This is a genomic window from Kitasatospora azatica KCTC 9699 (assembly GCF_000744785.1).
Classification (GTDB): domain Bacteria; phylum Actinomycetota; class Actinomycetes; order Streptomycetales; family Streptomycetaceae; genus Kitasatospora; species Kitasatospora azatica.
In genome coordinates, this window is sequence record NZ_JQMO01000002.1 from 929676 (window position 1) to 942203 (window position 12528).

Sequence of the window (12528 nt, forward strand, 5' to 3'; positions counted from 1 at the left end):
ATCCGCACGGACCAGGGTTTGTACGGACCGGGTCCACGGAGCGTGGACCCGGCCCGGTCCGGCGGCCCGGCAGCCCGGCGGGTCGGTGACTCAGTCGCGGTGGGCCGCTCCGTGCTCCGGGCCGGCCTCGGCGAGGGCCTTGGTGACGGCCTCGACGCCGGCCCGCAGGCCGTAGACCGGGGTGCCGGGCTCCTGGCGCCAGGAGTTGGCGATGGATCCGGCGTCCACGGTGTCGAAGCCGAGCTCCTCGATCAGGGCGCGGACCTTCTGCTTGGCCGCCGCGTCGTCGCCGGAGACCGGGAGGGCCATCCGGTCGGGGTCGCCGGCCGGGAGCGGGCGGTCGAGGATGTCCTGGGCGTAGGTGCCGTTGAAGGCCTTCACCACCTGGTGGCCGATCTGCTGCTCGGTCCAGGCGCTCTCGGTCAGCCCCTCCTCGATCGCGGCGATCCGGCCGTCGCGCTCCTTGGGGTAGTAGTTGCCGGTGTCGATCACGGCGAGGCCCTCGGCGGCGCCGTCGAACAGGCCGGACGGCAGGTCGGGGACGTTCTTCAGCGGGACGGTGACGACCACGATCTCCGCGCCGTTGGCCGCCTCGGCCACCGTGACGGGCGTGGCGCCGGTCTCCTCGGCGAGCGCGGTGAGGGTCTGCGGGCCGCGCGAGTTGGCCACCGACACCTGGTGGCCGAGCGCGGTGAGGCGCCGGGTCAGGTTGCCACCGATGTTGCCCGCGCCGATGATGCCGATCTTCATGGTGCTGTTCCCTCCGAGGTGCTGACGATCAGTAGCTTCATCAGGCACGCAACAGCAGCATCGCGGTAGGTATTTCCACGATCGACCTGGATCCGCCGTTCGGGTGGTGCGGCAAGCGGGTGACCGCTCACGGCCTGGCCAGCCGGCGTTCGCCTCCGGCACCGGGTGTGTAGGGCAGGTCGTAGTGCTGGAAGATGGCCGCCTCGTTCTCGGCCGGCAGGATGTCGTCGGTGCCGATCGCGGGGCCGCTCTTCACCTGCGACTTCCGGTACGCCACCTTGACGTACCCGGGGCCCACCGTCGCGCCGTCCAGCGGCACGAAGACCAGCCGCCGGCGGCCCGGCAGGCCGATCTGCACGGTGGCCATGCTCGGCTGGTCGGTGGCGGTGTCGACGTAGATCGCCTCCAGGGTGCCGATCTTGCGTCCCGCCGAGTCCACCACGGTCTGCATCCGCCATTCGCGGATGTCCCTGATCCCGATCATCGTGTGCTCCGTTCGAATCGACGAGCACCGCCGAAGGCGGTGGTGGCGGCGGTGCGGAAGGCGGCCGGCTGCCACTCGACCAGCATGATCGTCGCGTCGTCGGCCAGTGGGCCGCCCCGGTGCGTCAGCAGCTCACCGACCAGGGCCCGCAGGGCCTGGGCGGGCGCGGCGCCGTCGGCCGTCGCCCGGATCACCGACTCGGCCAGGCGGTCCTCGCCGAACCGCGACCGCCCGGCGCCCGCCGCCTCGACCACCCCGTCGGTGTGGATCAGCAGCCGGTCCCCGGGGTCGAGCGAGATCGCGTGCACCGCCCGGGTCAGCTCGGTCAGCCCGGTCACCCCGAGTGGCGGCTCGGCGGGGCGACTCAGTGCGTCGGCGACCAGCTGCTGCCGCCGGATCAGCAGCGGCGGCGGGTGCCCGCAGTTCGACCAGTGCAGCAGGCCGCTCGGCAGGTCCAGCCGGAGGAAGACGCCGGTCGCGAACCGGTCCGGGAACCAGCGGGTCAGCGCCAGGTCGGTGGTGCGGACCAGCTCGGGCAGCTCGGCGCCGTTGCGCCGGGCGTTGCGGCAGGCCGCCAGGGCGACGGCGGCGGTCAGGCCGGCGGTCAGGTCGTGCCCCATCGCGTCGAGGACGGCCGCGTGCAGCACCTCGGCGGCCACCGAGTGCTCGAAGGCATCGCCGCCGAGCTCCTGGGCCGGCTCCAGGACGGCGGTGGACAGCACCTGGGAGTTGTAGACGGTGCCGGGGGGCAGCAGGGCGCGCAGCAGCTCGGCGGGCAGCGCCAGGGTGTCGCGCCCGGCGGCGAGCACCATGGCGAGCAGCGCGGCGACCAGCTGGCAGCGGCGCAGCCCGGTGCGGTCCAGGGCGGCGGTGCGCACCCCGAACACGCCGAGCCGTTCCTCGCCGTGCAGCAGCGGGAACCAGGCGAACACCGTGCCCTGGGCGTCCGCCTCGGTGGTCTGCACCGCGCCGGTCAGCAGGGCCGAGCCGGCCAGGGTGCCGTCGATCGGCAGCTCGGCGTCGCCGGTGATCGGGCGCAGCCGGCCCTGCGGGAGGTCGGCCAGGTAGACGGTGCCGGCCCCGATCCCGAGCGCCTGGGTGTACTGCTGCGCCATCAGCGGGACCTTGGCCGGGTCGAGGGCGCAGCCGGTGGTCAGGAAGTCGTCCAGCAACTGTTCGCCGAGGTTCGGCACCGGCGTCGCCGGCAGGCCGTTCAGCGAAGGCAGCGGGGACAGCGGGGGCAGCGGGGGCAGCGGGAGCGTCGTCTCGTCGGCCATACGGTCCAGCCCATCCCAGGTGCGGCCCGGGCGCACCTCGGGCGAGCCTGGTGGGCGTACGAAGGGCGCACCGCGGCGCCGTGCTCACCCCCGCCCGGTGCGTGCGCTCGTCTCCCGCCGTGAGGGCCGCCGCCCCGATCAGGCCCGCCTCGGGACCGAGCGCGGCGCGGCGGACGGCCGGGACCTGGGCGCACTCCCCCGCCCATAACAGCGAGCCACACAGCGACCAGTGCCACGTCAGGCAACATCTGCCCGTCCAGGCCCGGCGTCCGGTGCGTGCTCTCGGCGTGCGGGCGGTCTCCGTGTCCCCGATGTCGAGAGCGGCGAACAGGGTCACCCGCGGGCCAGCCGGAGCGTGACCAACTGGAAGGGCCGCAGCCGCAGTTCGACGGTGTCCTCGGCCATCGCGGGGTGCTGGTCGAGCGGCCGCTCCAGCAGGTCGCAGGCGAGCGCGCCGGCCAACGGGAAGGAGGTGCGCAGCCGGGCCGTGGCGCGGCCACCGTGGGCCTCGTACAGGCGCACGATGACGTCGCCGCTCTGGTCGTCGGCGAGTTTGACGGCGCTGACCACCACGGCCTGATGGTCCAGAGCGACCAGTGGGACGACCTCGGCGCTGCCCGCCACCCGGCGTTCGGGCAGGTTGATGTAGTGGCCCTCCGAGACGGCGGCGGCGATGTCGGCGCCGGGGACCAGGGCGTGCCGGAAGCGGTGGGTGCCCTGGTCGGTGTGCGGGTCGGGGAAGCGCGGTGCGCGCAGCAGCGAGACCCGGACCGTGGTGGTGGTGCCCTGGTCGGCGGGGCGGACGGTGCGGGTGAGGTCGTGGCCGTAGGTGGAGGAGGTGACCAGGGCGACGCCCCAGCCGGGCTCGGCGAGGTGGACGAAGCGGTGGTTGCAGGCCTCGAACTTGGCCGCCTCCCAACTGGTGTTGGTGTGGGTCGGCCGGTGCAGGTGGCCGAACTGCGTTTCGGCGGCGTAGCGGTCGGTGTGCAGGTCGAGCGGGAAGGCGGCCTTGAGGAACTTCTCGGTCTCGTGCCAGTCCACCTCGGTGTCGAGGTCCAGGCGCTTGGCCCCGGCGGTCAGGGTGAGGGTCTGGGTCACCCTCGACTCGCCGAAGGAGCGGGTGACTTGGACGGCTGCGGACTCCGGGCCGGCGGCGGTGACGGTGATCGCGTCGACGGCGGTCAGGTCGGTGACGGTGTTGCGGTAGAACTGGTCGACGTCCCAGGCGTCCCACATGTTCGGGAAGTCCGGGTGGAGTTGCAGTAGGTTGGCCGCCGCGCCGGGGGCGACGGTCTCGCGTTCGGCGGCCAGGTCGTGGACCGAGACCACCAGTCCGCGCTCGTCCACCTCGACCCGCAGCAGGTCGTTGGCGAGCAGGAAGCCGCCGCCGGGCCGGGGTTGGACGGTGCAGCCGCCGGCGGCCGGCGGGGCCGGGCGGGCGCCGCCGGCCGGGATGCCCGCGCGCCGGTGCGGGGCGGCGTTGAAGACGATCTCCGAGGTTCCCTCACCAGCCAGTGCGTGCTGGGCAGTTGCGATGATCCCGGTCAGCTCCTCGGCGACGGCGGCATAGCTGTGCTCGGCCTCGCGGTGCACCCAGGCGATCGAGGAGCCGGGCAGGATGTCGTGGAACTGGTGCAGCAGCACGGTCTTCCAGATCCGGTCCAACTCCTGGTAGGGGTACGGCACGCCTGCCTGAACGGCCGCGGTGGCGGACCAGAGTTCGGCTTCGCGCAGCAGGTTCTCGCTGGCCCGGTTGCCCTGCTTGGTCTTCGCCTGACTGGTCAGGGTGGCGCGGTGCAGTTCGAGGTAGAGCTCGCCGGCCCAGACCGGCGGGTTCGGGTACTCGGCCTGCGCCTTGGCGAAGAACTCGGCCGGCGTCTCCCAGCGCACCGTGGCCGAGCCTTCGAGGTTGCGCAGCCGGGCCGCCTTCGCCACCATCTCGCGCGTCGTGCCCCCGCCGCCGTCGCCCCAGCCGGTCGGGGCGAGCGAGTGGCGAGCCCGGCCCTTGTCCTTGAAGTTGCGGGCGGCGTGGGCGATCTCCTTGCCATTCATGGAGCAGTTGTAGGTGTCGATCGGCGGGAAGTGGGTGAAGATCCGGGTGCCGTCGATGCCCTCCCACCAGAAGGTGTGGTGCGGGAAGGTGTTGACCTGGCTCCAGGAGATCTTCTGGGTGAGCAGCCACTTGGCGCCGGCCGCCTTGATGATCTGGGGCAGCCCGGCGGCGAAGCCGAAGGTGTCCGGCAGCCAGGCTTCCTCGTTCTCGATGCCGAACTCCTCCAGGAAGAACCGTTTGCCGTGCACGAACTGGCGGGCCATCGCCTCCGAGCCCGGCATGTTGGTGTCCGACTCCACCCACATCCCGCCGGCCGGCACGAACCGGCCCTCGGCCACCGCCTGCTTGACCTTGGCGTAGACCTCGGGGCGGTGCTCCTTGATCCAGGCGTACTGCTGGGCCTGGGACATGGTGTAGACGAACTCCGCCTCGTCCTCCAGCAGGGCGGTCATGTTGGCGGTGGTGCGGGCCACCTTGCGGACCGTTTCGCGCAGCGGCCACAGCCAGGCGGAGTCGATGTGCGCGTGCCCGACCGCGCTGATCCGGTGCGCGGACGGCACGGCGGGCGCGGCGAGCACCTCGGTGAGCCGCGAACGGGCCCCGGCGGCCGTGGCGTTGACGTCCTGCAGGTCGATCGCGTCCAGGGCCCGCTCGACCGCCCGCAGGATCTCCCAGCGCCGGGCGCCGTCCACCGGCAGTTCGGCCATCAACTCGCCCAGCACCTCGAGGTCCTGGACCAGCTGCCAGACCGTCTCGTCGAAGACCGCCAGGTCCATCCGGGCCAACCGGTACTGCGGTCGGCTCCCGGCGGTCGCCTTGTCGCCCAACGCGGTCGGCAGGAAAGGGTGGTAGTCCAGGATCACCGGGTTGGACGCGGCCTCGACGTGCAGCAGGACCTGCTCGCCACCGGCGGCGGGGGCCGCGATCCGCACCCACTGGTTGCGCGGGTTGAGGCCCTTCACCGGCGATCCGTCCGGCCGGTAGACCAGGCCCTCGCACTGGAAGCCGGGCATGTTCTCGTCGAAGCCGAGGTCGAGCAGTGCCTCGACGGTGCGGCCGGCCCAGGTGCTGGGCACGGTGCCGGCGACGGTGAACCAGCTGGTGCCCCAGGGCGCGCCCCACCGCTGCCCGACGGCGATCGGGGTGCGCGGCGCAGCCAGGCCCTCGGCGACCGGGACCGGCTCGTCGGGCGCCGTCCAGACGGAGACCTGGAGCGGCACCGACTCGGGGTGGACGGCGGGCCGGATCCGCTCCTCCAGTACGCGCTTGAGGCGGGACTCGACCAGGCTGCGGTCGTCATGCATGGCTCGGGCTCCAAGAGGGGTCGGGTGCTGGCCGGGTATTGCAACAGCGGATGCGCTGACGGATGGTCAGGAGATCTGGTCGACCGTCACGACTTCGGTGATACCGCGCGCGGCCAGGTGCTGCTGGTCCGACGCGCGGGCGGCGAGCACGACGGTCGGGCGCGCGCCCGATTCGGCCAGCCGCATGAAGGCCTCGAAGAAGGCTCCGCCGGGGGCGCAGAGCGAGCGCTTGGTCACCTGCTCGGGCAGGTCGAGGACCAGCGCGGTGGTCCTGGGCCGGGCCGGACGTCCGTTGGCGCGGGCCTCGGCGACCAGTCGGGCCAGGCTGCGTCCGGCCGGCTTGACCTGCCGGTCGTTGGTCAACAGGCCGAGGCTGTACTCGAGTTCGGGGAAGTCGGCCAGCGAGCGGTCCACGTCGTGCGAGCACCACCAGGTGACACCCCACAGGTCGGGGCAGTCCAGCGCGGCGGCCACCGTGGCCTCGGTGAACCGGGCGGCCAGTGCGGGCGGGATGTGCGGGGCCGGTGCCCCGACCTCCTGCAGCCACACCGGGCGGTGCGGGTCCTCGGCCCAGGCCTTGGCGAGTTCGACCAGGTAGGCGGCGTGCTGGGCGGTGGCCGTGGAGTGCGGGCCGTAGCGCTGGGCGGTGCCGTTGAAGACCCAGGAGTGGACGGCGGTCGCGGCGCCGATCCGGGCCGCGTGCGCGGGGGTGAACGGGTGGTCGTCCTGGTACCAGGCCGCGTCGTACTCCGCGTGCAGGTGCAGCCGGCCCGGAGCGCCCTGCTCGCAGGCGGCCAGCACCCGGCCGAGCCAGGCGGCCGCCTGCTCCGTGGTGATCCGGTCCGGGTCGGGGTGCGGATCGCCGGAGAACTGGTTGATCTCGTTGCCGACGGTCATGCCGAGGAAGTTGGGCCGCTCGGCCAACGCCCCGGCCAGGGTGCGCAGATAGACCAGCTGCCCCTCGATCACCTCGGGATCGGTGAACAGGTTCCGCCGGTGCCAGGTGCTGGTCCACGCGGGCAGGAAGTCGAAACTGGACAGGTGGCCCTGCAGGCCGTCGACCGCGACGTCCAGCCCCCGTTCGGCGGCCGCGTCCACCAGCGCGACCAGCTGCTCGACGGCGCGCGGGCGGATCAGCGTGCGGTTGGGCTGGAACAGCGGCCAGAGCGGGAAGGCCCGGATGTGGTCCAGGCCGAGCGCCGCGACCGAGTCCAGATCGGCCCGCACCTCGTCCAGCTCGAAGTCCAGCCAGTGGTGGAACCAGCCTTTGCTGGGCGTGTAGTTGACACCGAACCGCGGCATTTGCGCATCAGCCCTTCACCGCGCCCTCGCCGACGCCGCGGAAGAAGTACCGCTGCAGTGCGACGAAGAGCGCCAGAATCGGCAGCAGCGCGATCATGGCACCCGCGGCGATGATCCGCGGGTCGGCCGAGAAGACGCTGTGCAGGTAGGAGAGTCCAACGGTGAGGGTCAGCTTGTCCGGGCTCTGCAGCACCAGCAGTGGCCACAGGAAGTCGTCCCAGGCACCGATGAAGGTCAGGATCGCGATCACGCTGAGCGTGCCCTTGGCGCTGGGCAGCGCGATCCAGCGCAGCCGCTGCCAGACGTCGGCGCCGTCGATCACGGCGGCCTCCTCCACGTCGGCGGGGATCGCCAGGAAGGCGTTGCGCATCAGCAGCACGTTCAGCGCGCCGATCATGGCGGGCAGCGCCACCCCGAGCAGCGAGTTGCCGAGGCCGAGCCTGGTCACCGTCTGGTACTGGGAGATCAGCGTGACCTCGCCGGGCAGCACCAGAGTGGACAGGAAGAGGCCGAGCACCAGCCGGCGGCCGCGGAACCGCAGTCGGGCCAGCGCGTAGCCGGCGGCGGTGGCGCCAACCAGGTTGCCGCCCACACAGAGCACCGCGACGATCACCGAGTTGAGCGCGAAGTGCGCGATCGGGACGGTCCGGGCGACCTGACCGTAGTTGGCGAAGGTCGGGTGCTCGGGCAGCAGTCGGGGCGTGACGGGGTAGACGTCCTCGATGACGCTCTTCAGCGAGGTGGCCAGCTCCCAGAGCATCGGGCCGACGGTGATGGCGAGCACCGCGAGCAGGGTCAGGTAGCGGGCCGTCAGGCCGAGCGGCGTGACGGCGTCGAAGACCGGGGAACGCCGCCTCGTCGGCCGGGACTTGGTCACTGATCGACCCTCCGGTTCCAGCGGGCGAGCAGCACCAGCGGCCCGACGGTGAGCAGGAAGAGCAGCACGCTGAGCGCCGAGGCGTAGCCGAGCCGCCCGTCGCTGCCCGAGGCGGCCTGCTGGATCAGCATCACCAGCGAGACGTCCTGCCCGCCGATGCCGCCGGTGCGCCCGCCCAGGATGTACAGCTCGGAGAAGACCCGCATCGCGTTGACCGCGATCAGTACCGCGACCAGCGCCATGGTCCCGCGCACCCCCGGCACGGTGACCGCCCAGAACCGCCGCGCCGCGCCGGCGCCGTCCACCGCGGCGGCCTCGTGCAGCTCGCGGCGGACGTTTCCGAGCGCGGAGAGGTAGAGCACCATGTAGTAGCCCAGGCCCTTCCAGACCGTCAGGGCGATCGCGCTGAACAGCAGCAGCCAGCGGTCGGTCAGGAAGGGCAGTGCCGCGTGGATCAGGCCGAACTGCTCGGCCAGGCCGTTGACCAGGCCGCGGTCGTCCAGCAGCCACTGCCAGATCAGCGCCACCACCACGGCGGAGGCGATCACCGGGAAGTAGAAGACGGTCCGGAAGAAGCCCATGAACGGCAGCGTGCGCTGGACCAGCAGGGCGAGCAGCAGCGGCAGGAAGGTCAGCAGCGGGACGCAGACCGCCATGAAGACCAGGGTGTTGAGGATCGCGTCGCGCAGGTGCGGGTCGTGCCACATCAGGGAGTAGTTGCGAAGGCCGATGAACTGCCCGCCGCTGAGGGTGTGCACGTTGGTGAAGGAGAGCACGCCGGTGTTGAGCGCGGGCCAGAGGCTGAAGACGGCCAGCCAGAGCAGCGCGGGGGCGACCAGCAGCCAAGGTGTGTACGGGCGGTGGGATCTCATCGGCTCCTCGCCGGGTCGGTGGCGGACGGCTACTGGCCGAGGAGCTGGTTGGCCTGGTCGACGGCGTTGTCCAGCGCCTGCTTCGCCGACTCCTTTCCGGTCATGGCCAGCGCGATCTGCTGGTTGAGGTTGGTGTTCATGGCGTCGGTCCAGACCGGCGGGGTGAAGTTCACCGCGGTCTGCATGTCCTTGTAGGCGATCACCGAGGCGTCGCCCTGCGGGGTGCCGTCGCTCCTGCTGTAGGCCGGGTCGCCGGCCGAGGCCGCGCTGCCGGGCAGGAAGCCCGGGGCCAGCTTGATGAACGCCACCTGGTTGGCGTTGTCGGTGACGAACCTGCCGAAGGCGAGGGCGAGCGGCAGGTTCTTGCTCCTGGCGGCCACCGAGATGCCCTGGACGTAGAGCGGGGCGGTGTCCAGCGCGGGCGAGGGGATGATCTGCGGGGCCAGTGTCGGGTTGGACTGCTGGGTGCTCTGGATGTAGTTGCCGCCACCGGTGGTCCAGGCCACCACCTGCTTGGTGAAGAGCGTGGAGTTGCCCTCGTAGGTGCTGGTGAGCACGTCGGAGGGCAGGTAGCCGGCCGCGAAGGCGGCGGTGTACTTGTCCAGCACGGCGGCCGCCGCGGGGGTGTTGAAGACGAACTTCTTTCCGTCCGGACTCATCAGCGTGGTACCGGAGTTGACGATGTCGGACAGGCCCGGCGGACGGCTCATCAGGTAGTCCTTGCCGCCGGACCGGTCGTGCATGGTCCTGGCCTGGCTGAGCAGCTCGTCGAAGGTCTTCGGGAGGTTCGCGGGGTCGAGGCCGTCGCGCTGGAGCATGGCCTTGTTCCAGAAGCTGACGTCGGTGCCGAGGTACCAGGGGAAGCCGTAGGAGTCCTTGGCGGTGTCGCCGAGGTCGGCGTAGGTGTAGGCGTGCAGGCCGCTGGCCACGTAGTCCCGGGCCAGGGTGGGGACGTTCTTCGTCAGGTCGAGCAGCCCGCCGACCTTGGCGACCGCGTGGGCGATGTCGGGCGGCAGGTTGATCACGTCGGGCAGTGATCCGCTGGTCACCTGGCTGGTCACCTTGTCGGGGTAGCCGTCGCCCGGCTGGTCGATCCAGTTGACGGTGGTGCCGGGGTGCTGACTCTCGAAGTCCTTGATCAGCGCGGTGAAGTAGGGGGTGAACTTGTCGTTCTTCAACGACCAGGTCTGGAAGGTGATCTCGCCCTTGAGCGGGGCGTCGGTGGCCACGCTCTGCTGGGCGGCGGCGCCGTTGCTGCCGCCGACGCCGCAGCCGGTGACAGCGACGAGGGTGGTGACGGCGGCGAGCGCGGCATTCGTGAGCGTGCCCGTCGCACGAGAACCTGTCCGGATTCTTCGCATGGAGTCTCCCGATCCTGCGGTTGGGGCGGGGCCATTTACTAAACCGGTCCAGTGCTGCCCGTGGACTATGCTCCTGCCCTGAATCGGGTGTCAAGAGAGGAAACCGGACCACATGGGCAGACCGACGATCGCTGACATCGCCCGGCAGGCCGGGGTCTCCAAGGGCGCGGTCTCGTTCGCGCTCAACGGCCGGCCGGGTGTCAGCGAGCAGACCCGTCGGCGGATCCTGCAGGTCGCGGAGGAGATGAACTGGCGCCCGCACAGCGCCGCCCGCGCCCTCGGCGGAGCCCGCGCCGGGGCGGTCGGCCTGGTGCTGGCCCGCCCGGCCCGCACCGTCGGGGTCGAGCCCTTCTTCGCCCAGCTGCTCTCCGGCCTGCAGGCCGGCCTCTCGGTCCAGTCCACGGCGCTGCAGCTGCTGGTGGTGGAGGACACCGCCGCCGAGATCGAGGTCTACCGGCGCTGGGCCTCCGAACACCGGGTGGACGGCTTCGTCCTGATAGACCTGCAGGTGCGCGACCCTCGGGTGCCGGTGCTGGAGGAGCTCGCGGTGCCGACGGTGGTGCTCGGCGGGCCCGGCCGGCACGGCACGCTGCCCAGCGTCTGGGCCGACGACCGGGAGGCGATGCTCTCGATCGTCGACTACCTGGCGGCGCTCGGGCACCGCCGGATCGCGCACCTGGCCGGCCTGCCCGCCTTCCAGCACACCCAGCGGCGGATCCGCGCACTGCGCGACTCGGCCAAGCGGCTCGGGCTGGACGAGGCGGTCTCGGTGCCCACCGACTTCAGCGACGCCGAGGGGGCCGCCGCCACCCGTACGCTGCTCTCCCGCCGGGAGCGGCCGACCGCGATCATCTACGACAGCGACGTGATGGCGGTGGCCGGGCTCGGGGTGGCCACCGAGATGGGCGTGGCCGTGCCGCAGCAGCTCTCGGTGGTCTCCTTCGACGACTCGGTGCTGACCCGGATCGTCCACCCGCCGCTCACCGCGCTCTCCCGCGACACCTTCGCGCTCGGCGAGCAGGTGGCCCGGGCGCTGCTCGCCGCGATCGCGGACCCGGCCGCCGCCCAGGACCGCAAGACGGCCACGCCGCGACTGACGGTGCGGGAGAGCACGGGCGCACCGGGGCACTGAGCAGGGCCGCTGCGGCTCCCACCATCACCCCTTTGGTCCACACCAGGACCAGAGCATTGACGCGCCCGCTAAATCGTTTTAGCGTCCCGGAGGCGAGGCGCCCGTCGACCCTCGGGCGCTCCCCCAGCACGGAGGTACCCGATGCCCCGTCACCTCACCTCGACCTGTTCGGCCCTGCTCGCCGTCGGCGCCCTGGCACTCGGCACCACCACGGCCACCGCCGCCGGGCCGGCGCACGCCGCCACCCCCGCCCACCACGTGGTGGCCTACTACCAGACCCAGTACAGCAACGGGAGTTACGTCTCCCCGCTGCCACTGCGCGGTACCGCCACCGACATCGACGTGGCCGCCGTCCACCTCAACAGCGACCACACCGTCCACCTCAACGACGACCCGCCGTCCGCCGCCAAGTTCACCCGGATGTGGGCCGACCTGGCCGCCCTGCAGGCCTCCGGCATCAGAACCGAGGCGATGGTCGGCGGCGCCGCCCAGGGCAGCTTCGCCAACCTGGCCAACGACTTCAACACCTTCTACCCGCTGCTGCGCGACACCCTGCGCACCTACCACTTCGACGGCGTCGACCTCGACATCGAGGAGACCTTCTCGCTCGCCGACACCGAGCACCTGATCACCCAGTTGCGCACCGACTTCGGCAGCGGCTTCGTGATCAACCTGGCACCCGTGGCGAGCGACCTGTCCGGCGGCTCCACCTTCTCCGGCGGGTTCGACTACGCCCAGCTGGAAGCCGATCTGGGCAGCCGGATCTCCTGGTACAACGCCCAGTTCTACTGCGGCTGGGGATCACTCTCGGCCGGCTACGACTACGACGACGTGGTGGCCAACGGCTTCGCCCCGTCCCGGGTGGTCGCCGGCACCGTGACCAACTCCGCCAACTGCTCCGGCTACGTCCGCCCGAACCGGCTGGGCTCGACGCTCAGGTCGCTGGCCGCGAAGTACCCCGGTTTCGGCGGGGTCGCGGGTTGGGAGTACTTCAACGCCGTCCCCGTGAACGGCACCGGTCCGGCGAGCTGGTACGCCGCGGCCAAGAAGGCGATGGGCTGAGCGGCCACCGCCTCCAGCTCGACGAGCCTCGACGGGCTTCACCCAGAGAGAGGA

General features: G+C 71.7%; 10 protein-coding genes. 2 read left to right on the plus strand and 8 right to left on the minus strand.

The window, feature by feature from the left end:
- Window positions 1–90 precede the first annotated feature (90 nt).
- From BR98_RS04405 to BR98_RS04440, 8 genes are all read right to left on the minus strand, one after another.
- On the minus strand, window positions 91–750 hold the full coding sequence (locus BR98_RS04405) for an NADPH-dependent F420 reductase (RefSeq protein ID WP_035840273.1): 660 nt from the start codon (window positions 748–750) through the stop codon (window positions 91–93).
- Window positions 751–877: 127 nt separating this feature from the next.
- Window positions 878–1234: a PRC-barrel domain-containing protein gene (locus tag BR98_RS04410; protein WP_035840276.1), complete on the minus strand. Its 357-nt coding sequence runs from the start codon at window positions 1232–1234 to the stop codon at window positions 878–880.
- Window positions 1231–2511: a PP2C family protein-serine/threonine phosphatase gene (locus BR98_RS04415; RefSeq protein ID WP_083975968.1), complete on the minus strand. Its 1281-nt coding sequence runs from the start codon at window positions 2509–2511 to the stop codon at window positions 1231–1233. Before BR98_RS04415 ends, BR98_RS04410 begins: the two co-directional genes overlap by 4 nt.
- 333 nt (window positions 2512–2844) lie before the next feature.
- Entirely contained in the window at window positions 2845–5868 is a 3024-nt protein-coding gene (locus tag BR98_RS04420; RefSeq protein ID WP_035840278.1) for an alpha-mannosidase, read from the minus strand.
- A 66-nt stretch (window positions 5869–5934) separates the two neighbouring features.
- A complete protein-coding gene (locus BR98_RS04425; RefSeq protein WP_035840280.1) occupies window positions 5935–7170 on the minus strand; it encodes a glycoside hydrolase 5 family protein in 1236 nt (411 codons plus the stop codon).
- A gap of 7 nt (window positions 7171–7177) precedes the next feature.
- On the minus strand, window positions 7178–8047 hold the full coding sequence (locus tag BR98_RS04430; protein WP_035840282.1) for a carbohydrate ABC transporter permease: 870 nt from the start codon (window positions 8045–8047) through the stop codon (window positions 7178–7180).
- On the minus strand, window positions 8044–8919 hold the full coding sequence (locus BR98_RS04435) for a carbohydrate ABC transporter permease (RefSeq protein ID WP_035840293.1): 876 nt from the start codon (window positions 8917–8919) through the stop codon (window positions 8044–8046). The genes BR98_RS04430 and BR98_RS04435 overlap by 4 nt, the downstream gene beginning before the upstream one ends.
- A 29-nt stretch (window positions 8920–8948) precedes the next feature.
- On the minus strand, window positions 8949–10280 hold the full coding sequence (locus tag BR98_RS04440) for an ABC transporter substrate-binding protein (RefSeq protein WP_051969295.1): 1332 nt from the start codon (window positions 10278–10280) through the stop codon (window positions 8949–8951).
- Between the two features lie 112 nt (window positions 10281–10392).
- On the opposite strand from BR98_RS04440, the gene BR98_RS04445 reads away from it, so the two are divergent.
- Both BR98_RS04445 and BR98_RS04450 read left to right on the plus strand, forming a co-directional pair.
- Complete coding sequence (locus BR98_RS04445; protein WP_035840295.1) at window positions 10393–11412, plus strand: LacI family DNA-binding transcriptional regulator; 1020 nt, start codon at window positions 10393–10395, stop codon at window positions 11410–11412.
- 141 nt (window positions 11413–11553) lie between these two features.
- Window positions 11554–12474: a glycosyl hydrolase family 18 protein gene (locus tag BR98_RS04450; protein ID WP_051969296.1), complete on the plus strand. Its 921-nt coding sequence runs from the start codon at window positions 11554–11556 to the stop codon at window positions 12472–12474.
- Window positions 12475–12528 lie beyond the last annotated feature (54 nt).